This is a genomic window from Shewanella sp. MF05913 (genome assembly GCF_059758095.1).
On sequence record NZ_JCAYNT010000025.1, the window covers coordinates 18,087 to 39,873 of the forward strand.

Consider the following 21,787-nt stretch of genomic DNA (forward strand, 5'->3'; position numbering starts at 1 on the left):
ATGCAGCATCTCATTAATATTGGTGTCGATCCAAAACCTGGACATTTATTTCAAGATTGGCAACAGGCTGAAGCATTTTTGTTGCAAAATGGCCTTGATGGTTTTGAAATTGCACCTCACGGAAATTTCAATTCGAGCTTATTACCTAAAGCATTAGTTAAAGGGCTGCATTTAACGTTTTTTCCTATATTGTTGCCGTTTTGGCAGCAAGATGCACAGGCGTTATTATCCATTTTTGGCGACTGGCAGACCATTGAGCAGTATTATGGTGGCCTTGAACCACAATGTTTGGTTGACACTTATGTACATCAGTTAAATATGGCGCAAGATCTTAATGTGCCTTATGTTGTTTTTCATCCGGTTAGTTGCGATATGGAACATTTATTCGATTTTGCATTTCCTTGGCAGTTACAAGACACGTTAAAAGCGAGTTCAGCTTTGATTAATGCTGCGCTTAAACAAAGTTATTTTACAGGTAAGTTATTGTTTGAAAATCTATGGTGGCCAAGTAGTTTTCGCCTTGATAGTCGGGATGAGTATGATCAATTACGCAAATTGATTAACTATGACAACTGTGGTCTATGCTTTGACACGGGACATATGATGGCAACCAATACCCAACTTATGAATGAAAGCGAAGGTGTTGCGTTTCTAATGAAAAAACTCCACCAGCTAGATTTATGCAGTGAAATTGAAACGGTACATTTAAATGCTAATCTCAATGGGAGCTATATTAAGTCGGCTAAGCTAAACCAACAGCCGTATCTGCATTGTGATGATTTTTGGCATCAGCTCGAGGTCGCTTTAAAACATATAAGCTTAATTGACAGTCATTCACCTTTTACTCAAGTCTCATTAGTGCCGCTATTAGAATTAATAAAACCTAATCATATTGTCCATGAACTTGGGCAACTCTCATTTGCTCATTGGCAGCAGTCCATTCGTGCACAAATACCTTTGGTGACCCTATGTTAATCAGTTTAATGTTTTGGCAAGTTTGCGCAGCGCTTGTTATAGCACTTACTTTGGATAAGTTGTTGGGTGAACCAAAACGTTTTCACCCACTGATAGGGCTTGGGAATGTTATTAGCTTTATCGAAAAAAAATATTATGCCAAACGCCGTATAAATGGTGTTGTTGCCGTTGTTTTATTGTCATTACCGGTGACATTATTGTATTGGGTCAACATTCCGTGGTGGCTACAAGCTGTTGTTTTATATTTTGTGATTGGTGGTCGTAGTTTAGGTGAACATGGCCGAGCGGTTGCTGATGCACTGCGTCAAAATGATTTATCTTTGGCGCGGGAGCGTGTGGGATATATAGTCAGTCGCCGAACAGAAAATTTGGATGAGTCTCAAGTCATTAACGCCACGATTGAGTCTATGCTTGAAAATGGAAACGATGCGGTATTTGGTGCGTTATTTTGGTTTATTGTAGGGGGGGCTCCGGCTGCGATAATCTATCGTATAGCCAATACATTAGATGCTAGATGGGGATACAAAAACGATAAATATCTTGTTTTCGGTTGGTTTGCCGCCAATTGGGATGATTGGTTAAATTATATCCCAGCACGCTTATGTGTACTGACTTATGCCATACAAGGAAATGTGGGTGATGCGTTAACATGTGCCAGAGTTCAGGGGGCGCAATGTGCCAGCCCTAATGGTGGGCCTGTTATGGCTAGTGGCGCGGGTTCATTAGGTATTACCATTGGCGGGGCCGCAGAATATGACGGCTATAAATGTGATAAACCTTTACTAGGTAAAGGGCCTAAGCCCGATTGGAACAGTATTTATAAGGCGATTCAGTTGGTGGATCGCGGTGCAATATTGTGGGCTGTGTGTTTAGGGATTGTTTATTTTTGTTTGTTGTTATCACAAGGAATATCGCTTTGAGCGGATTAATGCATGGCGGCCGGCTGAGGCTTGCATCTGATAAATATCAAATTCCATTTTCCAATTGGCTAGATCTTTCAACTGGCGTGAGCCCTTGGACTTACCCATTTACCAATGTCGACACATTATGTTGGAATAGATTACCAGAAGAGGAAGATGGGTTAGAAGCGGCGGCGCGGCGATATTATCAAACAGACACTCTTTTAGCCGTGGCGGGCTCTCAAATGGCAATCCAATTGTTACCTAAAGTATGGTTGGATCACCTTAAGGGAAAACCGCAATATTTGTCTTCAAATATTAATCTAAAGGTTGGTTTGCCAAAACAAGGTTACAAAGAACATGAAAAAGCTTGGCTCAAAGCGGGTTGGCAAGTCGTTCATTATGACGGTGTTCCTAGCGCTACTATAGTTGCCGATGTAAATGCATTAGTTGTGATTAACCCTAACAACCCAAGCGGTTTATTGATCAGCAATAAACAACTTTTGGCATGGCACCAGTTATTATCAGCAAATGACGGCTTACTGGTTGTTGATGAGGCGTTTGCTGATATCGATAATAACAGTAGTCTTAGCCATTTATGTCCAAAAAACAATCTCATTATATTAAGGTCTATTGGTAAATTTTTTGGTCTAGCAGGCATTCGAGTTGGGTTCGTTATCGCCAATACTCCAATCCTACATCGTTTAGCTGTAGAGATAGGGCCGTGGATTATAGCTGGGCCCTCTCGTGAAGTGACTAAGCAAGCACTTGAAGATAGCGGTTGGCATAAATTTCAATGTGCCAGACTCAAAAAAAGTACTGAGAGACTTGCAGTGTTATTAACTAAGATTGCTACAAATAAAATACAAGACCCTCACGCTCTGTCTGGAAATACTGAAAGGTGGCGGATTTCTGGTTCTAGTCTGTTTCAGACTTTGTACTTACCCAATGCAAAAGAAGTCCATGATAACTTATGTAAAGAGGCTGTTTTTGTCAGATTAACAGATGAAGAAGATGCGCTAAGGTTTGGTTTACCACTGAATGAAGAACAATGGCTCAGGTTAGAAAGTGTATTGCCAAAAGTATTAACTCTTAAATAATATAAATATCTCGAATAAAGGCATAATTCAACAAAAAAGTACCATCAATTATATTGATGGCACTTTTTAATTTCTATCACTTACTAAAATTTAGTTTAATTGGATACCTAAATCATTTGCGGCATCATTAGCATGTTGTATAAATATAGCCTGTACATCAGGCTTTTCTCCTAGCCCTTCGAGTACAGTGTTAACGTTTATTCCAAGTGTCGTTAATACCGTCTTCCATGAATCTTTTTCATCACTAGCCATATCGTTGTTAGCGTGATCGCCTGCAACAATCATTAATGGACGTAACATTATACTGGTTACATGTTGTGATTCTATTTGCATAACGATGTTATTTAAATCAGGAAAACCTTCAACTAACCCCACAAAAGTTTTAACTTGGGGATACATTTTGTTCATCTCTATTTCGAACTCTTGGTACAAACCCGTTGATAAATGTTCGTTACCGTGGCCCATATATACCAGAGCTCGATTTTGTGATTTTGCTTGAGCAACATCGTCCTTGAGAGCTATTGCAAGAGAATGTAAATCTTGATGGTATGGATATTTAACGCCCCAAGTACCAAGTAACGGACGCCCAAGAGCAAGACGTTTAAAAGGTTTAAATTTGGGTTTTATTGTTTCAATATCTGCAAGGGCATCGACAATGGCTTTAGTGTCAATATACTCTTCACCATGCGTTAAATGGGTAGGCTGTACAACAATATTACTAAAGCCTAAATCTTGTAAATCAGCGAGAGTACCAAGAACATTTTTTACATTATATAAGGTTGCGGGTACATTCTGATGTTCTGCAATATAGGTTTTATCTGCTGCTCTTTTGTGCCATTTTTTTCGGATGATATTAGAGGTAAACGCGAGTCTTACTTCAGTATTTGGATAACTGGTTTGCATTGACGATTTTATATCAAGCAGCGATTCAAGAGTCGACTCATAAGTGGTGCCAAAAGCGGCTATAACGATAGCGTTTTGGGGTTTGTTATCCATATTCTTTCCCGCAGCGTAACTATTAGAGATGAGTAAAGTTGAACCAATAATGACAGCAAATGCCTTATTAAATCGTTTCATATGTGGTCCTTATATTATAAATCAATAGAACTTAATAAGCCTGTTCGGCTTCCAGCATGAATTAACTGACAATAGATGAACAGCGGGTATTTCGGCGTGGTCACTCTACTTATTTAGAAGTATTGAATGCAATTTTAATTGTTATTTTTTATGTCATAGGGCACAAGTATTTATTTATTAATATGAGAAGTAATATGCAAAAATGGTTTATTATTAAAATTAATGTTAATAATCTCATGTTTTATCAATATTTTGTGTGGTATGAGCTTTAATGAAACAGTTAATAACCCCCAAAATCAATGTTTTTCACACAGTTAAATAACGTATTACTACCTAATCTCTACAGGCTCAGGCTGATAAGGTGCATGAAATTAAATTCATTAATAATTGGTAAAATAACAGCTCATTTTTGAACACATATAATTTGGTTTTTAAAGTTCGTGGGGGAAGGTCTAAATCAAATTGGTTGTGGCGGGATTTCCGGGATACAGGTCAATATCCATTTAAGGCACACAACTTAAGGGAGAATATATAGAGATTGAGTCATTGTCCAATACGGTTTAGATCACAGAACCATAACCTTGCTTAAAAGGCTGTTAATTATCACAGTGCTTTACTCATTATATCTCAATACACTTGCGAAGTTGATTTGCCATTAGGCCAGATTGTTGAAAGAGTCTTAAGCTTTAATACTCATTCAACCCTAATTTGAGGGGGAACCAGATGTTATTTCTGGGCTGTACCCGCAACTGTAACTGTTTACCTTTATGTACCTAGATTTATATTATAAATGAGTCGTATACATAGAGACAAATCAGAAGCCAGAGAACCCTAATCAACAAAAAAGCTGAATATCGGGCGGGCCTATCCGAATCACAGTTCAGGTAAGATTGGTATTATTATGTTAATTTATAAAGACATATCCTTAATACCACCTTTACTGGGAAAGAAGTATACCTTGTCTTCTTCAGCAAAATTTTACGTTCTTGGCCGGAACATCAGTTTTAGGATTTCTTCTTTTTGAAGAATAATTAAAATTTATGCCAGTAAATAATGTTATGTCAACTTCAGAAGTGCCTTTATCAATCAATACTCCTGTATTAGAAGGTAAAAGTTTACATAGAAGTTTTGGAAAACGAAAAGCTGTAGATAATGCAAGTTTTTGCATTAATCGTGGAGATATATGCGCTTTCTTAGGGCCTAATGGTGCGGGTAAAACAACGTTAATTAAGATGTTAACAGGCCTAATCTCCCCCGATTCTGGTGATATTTTATATGATGGTCATGCACATAGTACTGATCGACTAGCATTAAAACAGTTAATTGGCGTTGTTCCGCAACATAATAATATCGATCGAGAATTAACCCCCGTAGAAAACCTTACCGTACACGGTTTGTTGTATAAAATGCGTGGCAAAGCACTCACACAAAGAATTAACGAAAGTTTAGCCTTCGCCGAACTTGAAGAACACAGAGATACCCCTTCAGAGAAATTATCAGGCGGAATGAAACGTAAGCTCGTAATTGCTCGTGCACTTATGCACAATCCTAAAATTCTATTCCTTGACGAACCAACGGTAGGACTTGACCCTCATAGCCGACGTAAAATGTGGGATTTTTTATCCAAAATAAATAAAGAATTTGGTTGTACGATTTTCCTCACTACTCACTATATTGAAGAAGCTGAAAGAATGGCCAGTAGGGTCATTTTTATCGACAGTGGCAAAATTATTGCAGACAGTAATGTAGAAACATTAAAGCAAGATTTAGGTTCTCATGTACTTGAAGTAGGGGACGATCGTCGACAAGAGTTTTTTGCCAGCCGTGGTCATGCCATGAAGCGATTAGCCGAATTAGCTGAAACAGTGAGTATCAGACAGACAACCCTTGAAGATGCTTTTTTACAAATGACAGGACAAAGGTTGGTTAAAAATGCTTAGTGGAATAGTAGGGATTTATTACCGTGAAACCATGGTGCTGAGAAAAAAATTGTTGCGGGTTGTTATGGCTGCAGCTGTTCCACCTTTTCTTTATTTAATGGCATTTGGTTACGGTGTCGGAGAGGGAACATCTGTTAACGGGGTTGATTACTTAACATTTTTATTCCCAGGCTTACTCGCCATGGCCAGTATGAATCAAAGTTATAATATTGCGACCGAGATTAATATCAGTCGCTTTTACTTGAAAATTTTTGAAGAGTTTTTATTAGCACCCAATCAACGCTGGCAGGTTGTGGCAGCTCAAGTGCTATATGGTATAACGCGAGGATTAATTCCTGTTGGCGTTATCATCTGTTATAGCGTGGTATGTGGGGTGAGTTTACATTATTCGTTCGGTTTTGTGATTGCGCTATTAATGCACCTTATTGCATTCTCTTTAATGGGATTTATTGTTGCTTTAAAAATGCGTAACCACCGCGACCAAGCATCAATGACAGCATTTATTATTACCCCTATGATGTTTTTATCTGGCACTTTTTTTCCGGTAGATCAAATGCCAACAATTATCCAAGTTGTGGCGGCAATATCACCACTGACTTACAGTGCTGATTTAATACGTACTGCATTACTTAATAGTGGTGATTTTAATTTTATGTCGTTAATCATCCTTATTGGTTTTAATTTAGTCTTATGTGCCGCAGCGCTTCGTATCGCCGAGCGAGTAGAAACATGAAAATAATCTGTTTGGCCTGTTTAGTGTTCATTAGTTTAATCGCGACATTAGTCGGTCCACATTGGATTAATCCATTAAACATTTCGGGGTTAGATGGTGAAATATTAACCCAGCTCCGTGTGCCTCGAGTTCTCTTTGCTGCTGTCATAGGAGCCATGCTGGGGATCAGTGGCAGCATCTATCAACTAACGTTAAAGAATCCATTGGCTGATAGTTTTACTACCGGTGCCGCATCGTCTTCGGCATTAGGCGCTGTATTGGCCATTTCGTTGGGTGTTGGTGGCTATTGGATACCGGTATGTGCTTTCGCAACGGGCATGACAGGCTTATTGTTGGTGTATCGATTGTCGCAAACACAAGGTCGGATAAATCCTATCACTATGATTTTGGCTGGCGTGGTAATGAACATTATTGCTTCGGCAATAATCAGTTTCTCTAAGTATTACTTCGAAGATTCGCTTAATGCCATTGTCTATTGGCTTATGGGCGGGATTTTTTTAGTTACTTGGGATCGTTTATTACTCTGTGCTGTACTGTTTGGCATTATTTATCTATATCTTCAACGGTGGTCAATGGAACTGAATATATTGGCTTTAGATGAACAATCAGCACAAAGTTTAGGTGTCGATGTTAAAAAATTACGTTCGACTTCGTTTATTTTGTCTACTTTGCTCGTCTCGGTTGCGGTGAGCTTTTCGGGCATTATCGGCTTTGTAGGCTTAATTGTGCCACATATTTCAAGAAGTTTGTTTGGTAGTGATATGAGGCACAACATTTTCTACTCGTCTGTATTGGGCTGTGGGTTACTGGTATTGTCAGATGCATTCTCACGAGTGGTTATACCGGGTGGAGCAGAACTTCCTGTCGGCATTGTGACCGCAGTGCTTGGAGGCATGTTCTTTTTCTATCTTTTGCAATCTCGTCGGGAGCATTTTTGGAATGGTTGATATAAAAGTTAACAACCTCATTTATCAACGTGGTGACTTTAGTTTATCGGTAGATCATTTAACGATTAAATCCGGTGAAAAGGTCGGACTTATGGGCGAAAACGGTTGCGGAAAGAGTACATTATTAGGATTGTTAACGGGTTTACTTGTACCTGAGTCTGGCAGTATTGTTTATGGGGATAAGGCATTAAGCCAGTTATCTTTTCCTGCACGAGCAAAGACATTTTCACTATTAGCACAATTTTCTGAGATTTCATTTCCTTTTACTGTCTTTGAGGTTGTTCGTTTGGGGTGTTATGCCCAAAATAGGTTAGGCGAGTTTAGTGCACAAGATGATGCCCGAACATTAGCATTGTTAGACTTGCTCGACATTCGCCATTATGCCGAACGAAGTTACGCCGAGTTGTCTGGGGGTGAGAAACGTCGAGTGATGCTTGCAAGGGTCTTGAATCAGAACACGCCAATTATTTATTTAGACGAACCTAACTCTAGTTTGGATGTTCGGCATACGCTGGATATATTTGCACATTTAACCAAGCTTAATGCCAGTGTAATTACTTCGGTGCACGATATTAATTTGGCATTACACCATTTCGACCGGTTTGTATTTTTCAAAAAAGGTCTATTACTTTATGACGTTAACCGCGCTGATGTCAGCGCTGAATTATTATCTGAGGTATATGATGTTTCGGTTTCTATTGATAATCGCAGCTTTAGCTTTTTCCACTAACAATTATGCCTACGAAAGAGTGGTGTTACTTGCCCCTGCTGCTGGAGACTTATTTATTCAGTTGCAACAGCAGCATAAAGTCGTTGGGGTTACTCGTAATAATGACGATTTTAAAGATGCACTGAAAATAGGTAGCCATATAAAGCCGAATATTGAATTGATAAAATCGTTAAATCCCGATTTAATCATTATAGGTTCTTCAAGATTTTTTTCAGATGAGATGGTGTCTCTATTAGGCGCTAAAACAATTACTTACAACCCAGTTACTTTAGATGCAGTGTTACAACAAATTACACGCCTTGGTACGTTACTCGATTGTTCTGAGCAAGCAACTGCTTTAGTCACTACATTAACCCAAGTCCGTCTTCAAATTAAGCCGTTGCTGACATCACCAACGGTCATGTATGAAGTCACTCAAATGCCCCTGACTATCGCGGGTAAAGGCAATATTGTTAGCGACATTATTGATTCAGCAGGTGGAGTGTTAACAGCACCGTCGTCACGTAAGCTGATTAAATTTAATGTAGAGTCAGTATTGGTTAGTCAACCTGATTATTATCTCTACCAAAAAGGGCCAATGAACCCTAATCCACAACCACCTGAAACACGCCACTTATATAAGATGTTACCGAGCAAGTTTATACAAGTTGATCAATTATCCTACTCTAGAGCCAATAGCCAATCTTTTTATATTGCTGCAGAATTAAATCGTCAATTTAACAAATCATAAGTTTTGATGTGATCTGTAGACGGTTATAGATCACAACTTGGTTTAACAATCTAAATTACTGATATTTCTCACACTGTTTTGCCAGCAATTAGTCCCTAAAATTAATCTTAGTTAAAGCGCCTAAGGCGACTCTGTTGGGTTATTAAAGCGATATTTACATCGATAATCACATCGGTAATTACATCGTTTAATAATATCTATAAGAGTTAGGGGAACCAGATGAAATTTCTGGACTGTACCCGCAACTGTAAAAGATAAAGCGTATTAAACTACGCAGCTGAACTCAATACCACTGGCGCAAGCTGGGAAGGTGAGATTCGGTATAATCTTGAGCCAGGATACCCACTTTAACCATCATGATAAAAACTGGGCGGGCGTTCCTAGTGAGTTTATACCTCAGTGATAACAGCCCTTGATTCAGTACTCAATATTCGATGAATTGCTTGAGTTGTATACAGACTCAATTTTAGGGTTAATTGTGGATATAACGTCAAAAAACTCACCGATGGAAGCTGATTTTCCTTCGCAAGTGACAAAGATAAAGAAAAGTCGAAATCGCAAGGAATTGCGAAAAGGCTATACTACAGGTGCCTGTGCAACTGCAGCTTCTTTAGGCGCATTAACACAATTACTCACATCAGAATATCTTGCAACGGTTCAAATTACCTTACCAACAACAGAACAAGTTCAATTCGATTTACAGACAACCTTACAAACTCGCCAACAAGTCACTTGTTTTGTCATCAAAGATGCAGGTGATGACCCTGACTGTACCGACAAAGCACATATCACAACAACAGTCAGTTTAACCGACAAACCCGGTATAACATTTGTCGCAGGAAATGGCGTGGCCACCGTGACTTTGCCTGGTTTAGAGCTTGCAGTGGGCGAACCTGCAATTAATCCTGTGCCCCGTAAGATGATCCGAGAACATCTACTACCCTTACTTGCAAAATATAGCCAGGTTGGCGCAAGAGTCGAAATATCAGTGCCAAATGGCGAAAAGATGGCAGAAGAATCAATTGCAAGACGATTAGGACTCATTGGCGGCATTTCAATACTGGGGACTCGTGGAACCGTTTTCCCTTATTCAACCTCTGCGTATTCTGCTTCTATTCGTCAAAATATCATGGTTGCCAAAGCACAAGGCCTAGACACTGTGTACTTCACTACCGGCAGCCGTACCGAAAAAGCTGCCATGGAATATTTTCCTCACCAACCAGAATTAGCCTTCGTTCAAGTTGGTGATTTTAGTGGTGTGGGGCTACGAGCTGCTGCCCGTTACGAAATGAAACATGTAGAACTTGTCACCATGATAGGTAAGTTGTGCAAGTTAACCGCAGGAAATATGTTGACCCATGTCAGTGGTAGGGCAATTAATTTCAACCATCTTGCAGACATCGCCGCCACTATTTGTAATGAACAAGATGTAGATGCTATTCGTCATGCTTTAACAGGGCGGCATCTCTTGCAAATGAAACCGCCGTTACCTGATGCCTTCTTTGAACAAATTTGTTTAGTTGCTGCACAACATTGCATTGAATATGCACATTATTCTTATCAATTTAGTTTGCGCCTGGTTGACTTTAACGGCGCAACAATCGCACACGTGACTCTTGGAGAAATACAATGACAGCAATGTCACAGATGACGACACAAGGCCGTCAAATAGAAAATGATTCTTTTTCTATTATCGATCATGAAATACAGACGTTTCACGGTGGTCACCACTTTTCTGCCGGTGAGTGGAATGTAGTAAGAAGAGCCATTCATACCAGTGGTGATTTTGAATTTGCAACGTTATATCAATTTAGTGATAAAGCGGTGGAAACTGGCGTTAACGCATTGAAAAATGGTTGTAATATTATTTCTGACGTTACCATGATTACCGCAGGACTAAGTGCTCAGCGCAAAGCCGTATTTGGTAACCAGGCTTATTGTTTTATTAGCAACGAAACCGTGATTGAACGTGCTAAGGCGAGTGGTTCTACAAGAGCAATAGAATCTATGCGATATGCACGAGATCAAGGCTTGCTCGACGGTGCAATAATTGGTGTGGGTAATGCACCAACTGCATTGTTAGAAGTGCTTACCATGATCCAAGCGGGTGAAATAAAGCCTGCACTCATTATTGGTATTCCTGTCGGTTTTGTTAAAGCCGTTGAGTCTAAACAATTACTGGTAGATCAAAACCAAGTTGACTATATCGCTTCTTTGGGCAGAAAAGGTGGCAGTCCTCTCGTAGTTTCTAGTATTCATGCGTTATTAGTCGAGGCTGCTAAATGAGAGGCCAAATACGTTTAGTCGGTATTGGCGATGACGGCTGTTTAAGCCTAACCAGTCGTGCAATGAATGCCATTTCTGAAGCTGAAGTGTTAGCTGGGAGCGAGCGGCATTTAGCATTTGTTCCTCAATACATGGGTCAGAAGCTTGCAATGACTTCGCCTCTTTCTGGTTTCATTACCCAAGTCGTTGAGCTTGCCAGCCGTCAAGATGTTTGTGTGCTCGCATCTGGTGACCCATTGTTTTTCGGTATTGGTCCGTTATTACTAAAAGCGGCTAAGCAAGCAAATGTCGACGTAGATATTGTTCCATCACTATCAAGTGTACAACTTGCTTGTGCCCGTTATGGATGGTCAAGCCAACAATTGACCATGTTGTCAGTTCATGGCCGTTCATTAACTGGACTCGTTGCAAAATTACAGCAAGCTGATGAATTTGCGCTATTAACCGATGGTGTTAATTCCCCTCAGGTTGTAGCCGCTCATTTATTAACGTTTGCAGAAACACATTGGCAGATCCATGTGTGTGAGGCGCTGGGTGGCGTCGATGAACGTTGCCGAACATTCACCGTAGCTGAACTGGTCGCAGGTGAAGCAGGGGAAGTAAACCCTTTAAACTTAATGTTATTGCGCCGTGGAGATCAAGCCCCTTGGAATGGCATACCGGGTCATGTTGCAGATGAAGAATATGCTAAACGGATTCCATCACAAGGGCTCATCACTAAGGCGCCTATTCGTGCTGTAGCCATTGCTAATCTTAATTTAACACCCGACAGCATAATGTGGGATATCGGTACAGCATCCGGTTCGGTGGCGATAGAAAGTGCAAAGCAAGCATGGCGCGGTCAGATATATGCCATTGAATGTAATAGTGATTGCTTTGAAATGTTAGCGGCAAATCGTGAACTGCATAAAGTCGATAATATGAACATCATCAAGCAGAAAGCACCGGATGGTTTAGCTAATTTACCGGCACCAGATGCCGTGTTTTGCGGTGGAAGCCGCGGACAAATGAGCACTATTTTCACCCATGTTATGCAAGTTCTCAAAACGGGGGGGAGATTTATTGTGTCAGCCGTAACGATAGACAGTGTTACCGAGCTATTTAGCTTATGTCGCCAACATCAAATAGAGCCACAAATATTAATGCTTAATATCTCAAAGACAAAACCCTTAGCACATTACACCTGCTATCAAGCAGAAAACCCTATTCATTTATTTATTATAGAAAAGAGATAACCTACGTATGACAACTAAAATTGGAAAATTATATGCCATTGGTGTTGGCCCTGGCGCTGGCGCTGGCGATTTAATGACATTACGTAGCGTGCGTCTACTTAAATCACTTGATGTAATAGCAATACCTGAAAAGACTCTAGGTGCTCAAGATTCATTTGCATGGGCGATTACTCAACAAGAAGTGCCTTCTGACGAAGTGAGTGGCGAAAAACTATTTCTGTGGTTTCCAATGAGTCGAGACCATACCATTACAGTACCAGCTTGGCACAGAGCTGCTGACGCAATTGTTGAACGGTTGAAGCAAGGTTTAGATGTCGGTTTTATTACCGAAGGCGATCCATCAGTATTTAGCACTTGGGCTTACCTTCAAGAAGAGATTGCAGAACGTTTGGAGCATGTCGAAACAGAAATCGTGCCGGCAGTGAGTTCAATTACGGCAGTACCCTCAGCGACTCAAATTCCATTAGCCGATGGTGAAGAAAGATTCTGCGTCGTGCCAGCAACTTATGGCATTGAAATGTTGCCGAGATTGATGGAAGAGTTCGATACCATCATTTTGATCAAAGCGGGTCGAATGGTCGAGCCTTTGATTAAATTACTAGAGCCTATGAACATGTTGGATTGTGCAACCTATGTCTCATATGCAACTGGTGAAAACCAACAAGTATTTACAGACTTACGTGATGTCCCTAAAGAACACAAATATTTTGCGATGGTACAACTCTCCATTCGCAAGCGTAAAGGCATTTTGCGTAAAGGTACTGCGTAATGCGCATTGCCATACACGCCATTACCCGTAAGGGACAGTTGTTAGCCATGCAGCTTGCCTCTAGGTTAGAAAATGCTGAAGTATTTGTTCTCGATCGCAGTGGCGAGTGGGGTGGAGATACCGCATCAAAAGAGACTCTTAGAGATCATTTGAGTGATAGCTTTAGTCAATTTGATCAACATATTGGTATTTTCAGTGCAGGCATTGCAACACGGTTACTCGCTCCATTGTTACAGGATAAACGCACCGACCCTGGGGTGATATGTGTCGATGAGGCAGGGCAGTTTGTCGTGCCAGTGTTAAGTGGCCACAGAGGCGGAGCCAATGAAATAGCCCAAAAAGTGGCAAAAATACTCAAGGCACAAGCGGTGATCACCACCGCTTCGGATACATCTGAAACCTTAAGTGTTGATATGTTTGGAAAGCCACTAGGATGGCATTTAGCCGCAGAGTCTGAGGAGCATATAACGCCTGTATCGAGCGCGGTTGTAAATGGCGCAGCAACGCTTATTTGGCAACAAAGTGGTCAAAAAAACTGGTGGACCTACGCTAAAAGAATGCCAGAGCACATTTGGGTAAGTGAAACTCAACAGCAACCTGATTTATCTACTTATTCAGCTGCGATAATCATTAGTAACAAGCAGCATGTTATTGATACTGATTTACCTCATGTTATTTGGCGTCCCACCAATATAGAAATAGGTATTGGTTGTGACAGAAATACTCCCCTACATGTTTTACAGCAAGGTTTAGCTTATTTTTTAGAAAAAAATAATTTACACCCTAATTCAATTGCAGGTGTGCACTCTGCAGAACTTAAAGCAAACGAGCTTGGCATTATTGAATTAGCCCAACAACTTAAATTGAATTTTCATTGTTATCCAGCGAAAACGCTTGCTGAGGTTGAGGGGATAGAAAATCCTTCTGAAACTGTTCTACGTTGTATTGGGATTAGTTCTGTAGCAGAAGCGGCATGTTTGCATGGTAGTCAACGAAACAAACTCCTTATCCCTAAGTTTAAATTTAATGCCGACGGTTTCAACATGACATTGGCTGCATGTGAAAGGCATTTCAATGAACCCATGTTAGCAAAAAAGCGCAAAAATATTTGTGGTGAAACAATCGCTATTTCACACAGTTCACATAGAGCAAGTCATGGGCATAGGAAAGAAGAAAATAAGAGATTAATTAGAGAGACAAAGGCAAAGCCAATTAAACACTATGCCCATCATTTATTTATTTGTGAGGGGGGGCGTTGTCAAGATGAAGGCGCTGAAGGATTAGCACATTATATTCGTCAAATACTTAAATCAATGCAACTAAGTAGCGGCGCTAAAAGGATTAAAGTGACTCGTAGTCATTGCGTTGGCGCTTGTCGGCAACGAGCTACAGCAACCATATACGCTCGAAAGCAACAAGATCCGAATCATAGTGTGTGGTTACAATCTTTAGAATTATTAACAGAAGAAAAATGGCGGCAAGTATTACAAGCAATCGCTGACTCAGCACCATTGAATGAATTGTTAGATACTGATTTTATTGCAGAAGTAGAAGCAAGTAATTAGGCATTAAGTCACAAATAAATTCACCACGATCATAGATTAAAGTTGTCAATTGTGGTGCCAATAAGAGTTTTTGGAGGTTTCTGTGAGTGGAACATTAGATGTAGTAGGTATAGGGCCAGGTTCATTGTCTCTAATGACGCCTATGGCAAAAATTGCAATTAGTAATGCAGATTTTGTTGTCGGATATAAACCGTACCTAGATATGATAAGCCCATTACTGGGGGGCAAAGAGACATCCGCCAGTGGTATGACACGGGAAGTAGACCGCGCAGCAGTGGCTGTTGATGCGGCATTAGCCGGACGTAACGTAGCGATTATTTCTTCAGGTGATGCAGGCATGTATGCCATGGGCCCACTTGTATACGAGCTGCTTGCACAAAAAGAATGGAAGAACGATGACACTGTAAAGGTAACAATGATACCGGGAATAACAGCTGCAAATGCTTGTGCATCTTTGGTCGGAGTGCCGTTAGGGCACGATAGTTGTACCATTTCCTTATCGGACTTACTCACACCAATGTCACTCATTGAAAAGCGAATTGAAGCTGCTGCAGTGGCTGATTTTGCAATAACATTTTATAACCCTAGATCTCGTCGTCGAACAGAGCAAATCTTAACAGCACAAAAAATTCTATTAAAACATCGTCATGCAGATACGCCTGTTGCAATTGTTGACAATGCCTATCGTCCAGAACAATCAATTCAAATTTCAAAACTCAGTGAGTTTACAGATTGTGAGTTTGGTATGACTGCAGCAGTAATAGTCGGTAACAGTCAAAGTTATGAATTTGAGAATTTAATTATAACGCCTCGGGGTTATAGCAAAAAATACGACCTAGAAACTGGGTCAATTAAGGCGGGGCAAAAACGCGGCCGCTCGTTAAATGAAGTTCAGCAGGAGGAAGTTGTATGACCGTATTTTTTATTGGCGCAGGGCCGGGTGATCCAGAGTTAATTACCGTAAAAGGTGCTCGTTTAGTGGAAGAGTGTCCAGTGGTACTTTATACCGGTTCATTAGTGCCAAAAGAAGTCGTTGCTCGTGCTCATAAAGAGGCATTGGTATTGAGCTCTGAAGATATGGACCTTGATCAAATCATTCAGGTTTGTGTTGACGCAGATGCCAAAGGCTTAGATGTTGCTCGAGTACAAACGGGCGATCTATCAATCTATAGTTCTTTGGCTGAAACCACCCGTCGGTTAGACGACTTAAACCTCGATTGGAAAGTCGTACCTGGGGTCAGTTCTTTCCAAGCATCAGCTGCAGCATTAGGACAAGAACTGACATTACCGGAACAGTGTCAAACCATTATCTTAAGTCGTGCATCGGGTAGAACACCAGTACCAGAAAAAGAAAACCTTAAATCACTCGCGGCTCATGAAGCAACCATGTGTCTATTTTTATCGGCAACCTTAATCCGTAAAGTTGCTCGAGAATTGAAAGAAGTCTATCCAGGTAATTGGCCAGTGGCGGTTGTTGAAAAAGCTTCACATCCAGAAGAGCGAATTATCCGAGGCACCTTGGATGACATCGTTGAAAAAGTAGAAGCGGCTGGTATACGTTCAACAGCAATGATTATTGTCAGTAAAGTATTAAATCAAACCGAATTTAGAGATTCAAGACTTTATGCAAGTGAGTTTTCGCATGGATTCCGTCGAGGTAACAAGGAAGAGGAGGTTATCTAATGTCTAAGCCGGGGAAAGTATTTTTAGCAGGAGCAGGACCTGGAGACCCAGGTTTATTAACTCAAAAGACCGTTGAACTAATGAGTCACTGTGACGTGGTTTGTTATGATTTATTGATCGATCAAGCAGTACTCTCTATGATCCCCGCAGATAAAACAATGTTGCCAGTGGGGTATAGAGGTTACTGTGGTGCAACGATAGAATATGGCATGCACCCTCTTGTAATTGAGCAAGCTTTGGCCGGGAAATCGGTGTTGCGATTAAAAGCGGGTGACCCGTTTATTTTTGGTCGTGCAACCGAAGAATGCCGCAGCTTGCAACATCATGGCATTGAATATGAGGTGATCCCCGGCATTAGTTCAGCGCTTGGCGCAGCAGCCTATGCCGGATTTCCATTAACAAGTAATGGCATGGCTTCTGATGTTACTTTTGCAAGTGGTCATAAGGTATCAACTACTATTAAATCTTGGGCATTAGCCGGTGATGCTGCCGGCACATTAATTCTTTATATGGGTGCAAAAAAATTAAAGAAACATACAGAAGAATTGATGTTGCTTGGTAAATTACCCTGCACGCCCGTTGCGGTTATTGCAGCGGCCACCAGTTTTAAGCAACGTACATTGATTTCAACTATCGATCAAATCGGAGATCAGATAATTGAGTTTGATAATGGTGATCCAATGCTTGTTGCATTGGGAGAAGTAGTGAGTTTAGCCAACGAATTAAATTGGCGTGACGTATTACCCCTAAGTCAACAACAAGTATTAACCTGCTCTAACGACCAAGAAAGTCGTAATAAACTAAAATTACTTGGAGCAACCATAGTTGACGCACCAAAAATTGAAGTTAATTACCAGTTTGATAGCGAAGATTGGTTAACCATTACAACAAACAAACATTTATGGTTAGATTCTGAAGAAGCGGCCAAAAGCTTAATTGAATGTTCTCGTAAACATAGATTAGATATTCGAGATTGGCATTGGAATATATCCGGCAACCAAGATGCTGCTGATTATCTGCAGCATTTCGGTATTTTCATTCCGATAAATGACAAGCCTGTTGATCATGTTTGCATTGTAGCGTCAACGAAGAGTCATGGTATATGTGGTAGACAAGTTCGTTTGATACAACCTAATTATCAACTGTCACCCTCATCATTTGCATTGACGAATGAAATCGTTGCTGTTGAATTTTTGATCAACAATAATTTATTGCTAGATGATGCCGTAGTATTTACGCGCAATGTAGAGGTTGTAGAGTTTTTGTCTGATACGGATGTGAAATCATATTTGATCACTAAAAATGATTCTTTCGATGAATTAGACATTTCATCATTAATTTTATGTTCCCACGCCGCATAGCAGTATAATCTAAGTAAGCTAAAACAGTTTAGTGCTTAAGAAATCGGCTTAATATTATCGTCGACTTTTTAATAATGTAATTTCCTGGAAATTAATTAGGGCTGTTGTATTAACAGCTTTAATTTTTTTAATGTATAGACTTGCGACGTGTATCGATATTTCCGCGTTAGCGCTTTTTTATTTTAATTATTTCGCAGTTATCTGGCAATACACTAAAATCTGACCAAGGATGATGACCATTATGTATATTGATAAAAATGCGTAACCATTCCCCGTGACCAATTAATAATACATTCCTATCTGTATTATTATCACATAAAGATGAAATGGTACGAGTTATTCTAATTGCAACTTGAGATGCAGATTCAGAACCTTGAATATTCAATTCATCGTTAAGGTGTTTATTGTCAAAAGCATCCCAGAGTTGGGGTTGTTCAGTACGAGAAATCCCTTGTAAAATACCGAAGCCTCGCTCTCTTATTTCAGGCATTATTTCAAGTTTACTCCCTAAAAATGTCGACACGATAGTACCTGTTTCAACCGCTCGCCCTAAATCGCTGCATACGACATGTTCTATTTGATGAGTCTTTGCTTTATTCGCCAACGCTAAAGCTTGTGACTTACCAACATTAGTGAGTTCACTGTTAAATTGCCCTTGAATAAGGCCTTTTACATTCCAATGGGTTTGACCATGACGACAAAAAAATACTGGCATAAAAAAATCTTAACTTCAGATGGTTAATATATAAATTATAGCAAATTAGCATTGATTTGATTGTAACTATAATTAGATTTAGGCTAGAGATCACGCTATTAGTGTTATTAAATTATTTATCATCGGCTTAATTGTTCTACAGTGGTGTTGATAAGTAAACTGATGATCATGTATCACTAATATCGTCTAAATTACTGAACGAAAGCCTTGGTCGCTCGCCGTACGCATAAATATTTTTATATGTTCAATACGAATATTTTTAATATCATCTGGCCAAGGATTAGGGGCAAGTACATTGTCAACTAACTCTATGTAATCTTCAATTTTAAATTTTAAATTGTGCCATTGAAAATAAAACCTTACCTTGATCTCTCGAGTTAATTGAAGAATATAAGGCTAAATGGGATTGGGATTCGTGAAGAATGTATTGTGAATCCGACTATTTCTAATATAATTCAAGTTTTTTGGTCAAACATATGCCTTAAAAACGCAAATCACATCACCAGTTTGAAATAAATAACTTAAAAAAAGAAACGCTTCAATAAAAAGCAATTTAGCCAAATTTAGAGCTTAAACGTGCTTATTTGTCGAATAGGGCAACCGTATGATTGTAGATTTTTTGATCACAATGAATAATTTAAATATAAAATCACCTCCTATCATTCATGAACTGATAACATTCTGTACAAATGTAGTTTAATAAATATACGGAATATGTTTATAAAAACGTTCGCGATCTGGACCAGATTAGGTGAATTAATTTGAGCATGTTGAAGAAATTTGTGAAGACAATAGTGCGAGAAAATGGGCTATTCTTCGTCAAAAGTATCTAATTATGCTTGGTAAGACACTTTAATTTACCCTATCGGCACCAAAGGATGACGGGCTTCACCTAGTATGGCAAAGCTGCACAAAAGGGATACGATGGAACAATTTCAACTTGGAAAAATGTACGCGAATGTACTTCCGATTTCTTGCCCAGTAGGCGGTTAATTCACCGCGTACTTTACTTTTAACTAAATATCTTTAGGCCTCAAGGCTATTCAGTATGGTGGTCATCGCCGGAATTGCTTAAAACATAGTTTGGGCACTTAGGCACAAATTTGGGCACAAGTGCTGTTAGCTATTATTTTATTGACGTCTAAATAATTTATTTTAGTGATGGCTTAAACGGATGATATTGTTTGAATCTTCAAAGGGATTTTGGATTAGCATTCGGAGTAAGGCACACTTTTTAAAAAAAAATATAATAATAAGTGATTGAATTTTATAATGAAATGGTACACCCGAGTGGACTCGAACCACCGACCCCTACCATGTCAAGGTAGTGCTCTAACCAGCTGAGCTACGGGTGTATTGTTTACTTTTAACAAAAACTGACTCTTTATACTCTGTCAGAAGAGTGGTACACCCGAGTGGACTCGAACCACCGACCCCTACCATGTCAAGGTAGTGCTCTAACCAGCTGAGCTACGGGTGTATCGTTTAAAGTAAACATTAATTACGTTTTGCTTCAAAGCGGTCGCTATAGTAAGTGGGATAGCCTACCGCTTGCAAGTAAAAAAATCATTTTTATGATTAAATGGTGATTTGCTGTGCAACTTGATTCAAGGTTAAACAATATGAATGATTAAACCTTGAAAATGTTGCCCTAATTACCCAATCTGTTGAAACTCAAATCCTTTCTTCTGTATGTACTTTAAACGTATTGCAAACAATATTGCGGCTACGGTTAAACCGGCGATTAAACCAATCCAAAATCCATGCGCCCCGATTGGCTCAACAATGATGTTGGTATAACCTAAAATATAGCCCGTCGACATGCCCACAAACCAATATGAAAACAGCGTGATGTAAAATGCACTTCGGGTGTCTTTATAACCGCGTAAAGCGCCAGCGGCGACGACCTGGACTGAATCTGATATTTGGTAAAAGGCTGCCAGCATCATTAAGCTTCCTGCTAATGCAACCACTTCAGGGTTGTCGTTATACAGCAAAGCGATTTCATGTCTAAATGTAACTGTTAATAATGCCGTGCAAACTGCTAACACAAAGGATAGTCCTAATCCTACTCTGGCAACTAACGCTGCTATTTCAGGTTGATTACGGCCAAGGTAATAGCCAATACGGATTGAAACTGCAATGCCGATAGATAATGGCAACATAAATACAATCGATGAAAAGTTAAGTGCAATTTGATGGCTAGCTACAACATTTGCCCCTAACGGCGCAAGAAAGAGTGCAATAACCGCAAATAAGCTCACTTCAAAAAACAAAGCCATGGCAATCGGCATGCCCAGTTTGGTCATTGACCACATGCTGGCCAAATGCGGACGGTAAAATTGCTTAAAGGGCCCAAGTTCTTTAAAGGTCTTATCAACTAACATGTAAATAATCATCGCGGCTAACATTGCCCAGAATACTAACGCTGTAGCTACGCCGCATCCCGCACCGCCCATTGCAGGAATGCCGAAGCCTCCATAGATAAAGATATAGTTAGCTGGGATGTTCACAGCTAAACCAACAAAGCCAATCACCATGGTAGGCATGGTGTAAGATATTCCTTCACTGCAGCCACGTAATACTTGATATAAGACAAAAGCGGGGGCGCCCCATAAAATCGCATCAATATAACCCACCGTTAATGCATGTAATTGCGGTTCTAAATGCATTAAATCAAGTAAATAGGTAGAAGATGCGAGAAAGATCATCACGCCAATCCCACCAATTATGGCAATATAACCTGCTTGAAATATGAGAGACGGGATCACTTGTTGATTATTTGCACCATGATGTTGAGAAAACACTGGCGTAAAAGTCATTAATAAACCTTGAACAAATAAAATAGCAGGCAACCATAAACTGGTACCTACAGCCACTGCAGCCATATCGACCGCACTGACTCTTCCAGCCATTACCGTGTCGATGAATCCCATCATGGTTTGTGTCACTTGGGCAATAAGTACCGGAAGCGCTAATTTTATTAAGCGCTGAATTTGAAAACCTGTATTATTCATTAAAAAGCCTATTACGGAACGAGAG

General features: G+C 39.9%; 19 protein-coding genes, 2 tRNA genes and 2 riboswitches. Of the genes, 16 read left to right on the forward strand and 5 right to left on the reverse strand.

The window, feature by feature from the left end; translation table 11 throughout:
* The 3 genes from AC19MV_RS20385 to AC19MV_RS20395 are packed head-to-tail and all read left to right on the forward strand — an operon-like array spanning window position 1 to window position 2,974.
* Window positions 1-975 (forward strand): TIM barrel protein, encoded by a 975-nt coding sequence (locus tag AC19MV_RS20385; protein ID WP_498309792.1) that lies wholly within the window; start codon window positions 1-3, stop codon window positions 973-975.
* Complete coding sequence (cbiB, locus tag AC19MV_RS20390; RefSeq protein WP_498309793.1) at window positions 969-1,895, forward strand: adenosylcobinamide-phosphate synthase CbiB; 927 nt, start codon at window positions 969-971, stop codon at window positions 1,893-1,895. The genes AC19MV_RS20385 and cbiB overlap by 7 nt, the downstream gene beginning before the upstream one ends.
* Window positions 1,892-2,974: a threonine-phosphate decarboxylase gene (locus tag AC19MV_RS20395; protein ID WP_498309794.1), complete on the forward strand. Its 1,083-nt coding sequence runs from the start codon at window positions 1,892-1,894 to the stop codon at window positions 2,972-2,974. The genes cbiB and AC19MV_RS20395 overlap by 4 nt, the downstream gene beginning before the upstream one ends.
* A 90-nt stretch (window positions 2,975-3,064) precedes the next feature.
* On the opposite strand, the gene AC19MV_RS20400 is transcribed toward AC19MV_RS20395, so the two are convergent.
* Window positions 3,065-4,051 carry a sirohydrochlorin cobaltochelatase gene (locus tag AC19MV_RS20400; protein WP_498309795.1) on the reverse strand — a complete coding sequence of 329 codons (987 nt, stop codon included), beginning with the start codon at window positions 4,049-4,051 and terminating at the stop codon, window positions 3,065-3,067.
* 677 nt (window positions 4,052-4,728) lie between these two features.
* Window positions 4,729-4,897: riboswitch (cobalamin riboswitch) on the forward strand.
* A 194-nt stretch (window positions 4,898-5,091) separates the two neighbouring features.
* Between AC19MV_RS20400 and AC19MV_RS20405 the strand changes: the two genes are divergently transcribed.
* The 13 genes from AC19MV_RS20405 to cobA all read left to right on the forward strand — a co-directional run bounded on the left by AC19MV_RS20405 (window position 5,092) and on the right by cobA (window position 18,030).
* Window positions 5,092-5,991: an ABC transporter ATP-binding protein gene (locus AC19MV_RS20405; protein ID WP_498309796.1), complete on the forward strand. Its 900-nt coding sequence runs from the start codon at window positions 5,092-5,094 to the stop codon at window positions 5,989-5,991.
* Complete coding sequence (locus tag AC19MV_RS20410; protein WP_498309797.1) at window positions 5,984-6,724, forward strand: ABC transporter permease; 741 nt, start codon at window positions 5,984-5,986, stop codon at window positions 6,722-6,724. Before AC19MV_RS20405 ends, AC19MV_RS20410 begins: the two co-directional genes overlap by 8 nt.
* Entirely contained in the window at window positions 6,721-7,671 is a 951-nt protein-coding gene (locus tag AC19MV_RS20415) for a FecCD family ABC transporter permease (RefSeq protein ID WP_498309798.1), read from the forward strand. The genes AC19MV_RS20410 and AC19MV_RS20415 overlap by 4 nt, the downstream gene beginning before the upstream one ends.
* Window positions 7,664-8,401: an ABC transporter ATP-binding protein gene (locus AC19MV_RS20420; RefSeq protein ID WP_498309799.1), complete on the forward strand. Its 738-nt coding sequence runs from the start codon at window positions 7,664-7,666 to the stop codon at window positions 8,399-8,401. The genes AC19MV_RS20415 and AC19MV_RS20420 overlap by 8 nt, the downstream gene beginning before the upstream one ends.
* Entirely contained in the window at window positions 8,370-9,131 is a 762-nt protein-coding gene (locus AC19MV_RS20425; RefSeq protein ID WP_498309800.1) for an ABC transporter substrate-binding protein, read from the forward strand. The genes AC19MV_RS20420 and AC19MV_RS20425 overlap by 32 nt, the downstream gene beginning before the upstream one ends.
* A gap of 186 nt (window positions 9,132-9,317) precedes the next feature.
* Window positions 9,318-9,495: riboswitch (cobalamin riboswitch) on the forward strand.
* A gap of 114 nt (window positions 9,496-9,609) precedes the next feature.
* A complete protein-coding gene (locus AC19MV_RS20430; protein WP_498309801.1) occupies window positions 9,610-10,764 on the forward strand; it encodes a cobalt-precorrin-5B (C(1))-methyltransferase in 1,155 nt (384 codons plus the stop codon).
* Window positions 10,761-11,417, forward strand: coding sequence for a precorrin-8X methylmutase (locus AC19MV_RS20435; protein WP_498309802.1), 657 nt, complete (start codon window positions 10,761-10,763; stop codon window positions 11,415-11,417). Before AC19MV_RS20430 ends, AC19MV_RS20435 begins: the two co-directional genes overlap by 4 nt.
* Window positions 11,414-12,652: a precorrin-6y C5,15-methyltransferase (decarboxylating) subunit CbiE gene (cbiE, locus tag AC19MV_RS20440; RefSeq protein ID WP_498309803.1), complete on the forward strand. Its 1,239-nt coding sequence runs from the start codon at window positions 11,414-11,416 to the stop codon at window positions 12,650-12,652. Before AC19MV_RS20435 ends, cbiE begins: the two co-directional genes overlap by 4 nt.
* A 7-nt stretch (window positions 12,653-12,659) precedes the next feature.
* Window positions 12,660-13,421, forward strand: a complete 762-nt coding sequence (gene cobI, locus AC19MV_RS20445; protein ID WP_498309804.1) for a precorrin-2 C(20)-methyltransferase — start codon at window positions 12,660-12,662, stop codon at window positions 13,419-13,421.
* Window positions 13,421-14,986 carry a cobalamin biosynthesis protein gene (locus tag AC19MV_RS20450; RefSeq protein ID WP_498309805.1) on the forward strand — a complete coding sequence of 522 codons (1,566 nt, stop codon included), beginning with the start codon at window positions 13,421-13,423 and terminating at the stop codon, window positions 14,984-14,986. The genes cobI and AC19MV_RS20450 overlap by 1 nt, the downstream gene beginning before the upstream one ends.
* Before the next feature lie 82 nt (window positions 14,987-15,068).
* Window positions 15,069-15,899 carry a precorrin-3B C(17)-methyltransferase gene (gene cobJ / locus AC19MV_RS20455; protein ID WP_498309806.1) on the forward strand — a complete coding sequence of 277 codons (831 nt, stop codon included), beginning with the start codon at window positions 15,069-15,071 and terminating at the stop codon, window positions 15,897-15,899.
* Window positions 15,896-16,669 carry a precorrin-4 C(11)-methyltransferase gene (cobM, locus tag AC19MV_RS20460; RefSeq protein WP_124730871.1) on the forward strand — a complete coding sequence of 258 codons (774 nt, stop codon included), beginning with the start codon at window positions 15,896-15,898 and terminating at the stop codon, window positions 16,667-16,669. Before cobJ ends, cobM begins: the two co-directional genes overlap by 4 nt.
* On the forward strand, window positions 16,669-18,030 hold the full coding sequence (gene cobA, locus AC19MV_RS20465) for a uroporphyrinogen-III C-methyltransferase (RefSeq protein ID WP_498309807.1): 1,362 nt from the start codon (window positions 16,669-16,671) through the stop codon (window positions 18,028-18,030). Before cobM ends, cobA begins: the two co-directional genes overlap by 1 nt.
* A 166-nt stretch (window positions 18,031-18,196) precedes the next feature.
* Here the strand turns inward: cobA and AC19MV_RS20470 are convergent, their stop codons facing one another.
* The 4 genes from AC19MV_RS20470 to AC19MV_RS20485 form a co-directional block, all read right to left on the reverse strand.
* Window positions 18,197-18,745: a histidine phosphatase family protein gene (locus tag AC19MV_RS20470; RefSeq protein WP_498309808.1), complete on the reverse strand. Its 549-nt coding sequence runs from the start codon at window positions 18,743-18,745 to the stop codon at window positions 18,197-18,199.
* 1,278 nt (window positions 18,746-20,023) lie between these two features.
* Window positions 20,024-20,100, reverse strand: a tRNA-Val gene (locus tag AC19MV_RS20475).
* Between the two features lie 48 nt (window positions 20,101-20,148).
* Window positions 20,149-20,225 (reverse strand) — tRNA-Val (locus tag AC19MV_RS20480).
* 175 nt (window positions 20,226-20,400) lie between these two features.
* Window positions 20,401-21,762 (reverse strand): MATE family efflux transporter, encoded by a 1,362-nt coding sequence (locus AC19MV_RS20485; RefSeq protein WP_432405022.1) that lies wholly within the window; start codon window positions 21,760-21,762, stop codon window positions 20,401-20,403.
* Between the last annotated feature and the right edge of the window lie 25 nt (window positions 21,763-21,787).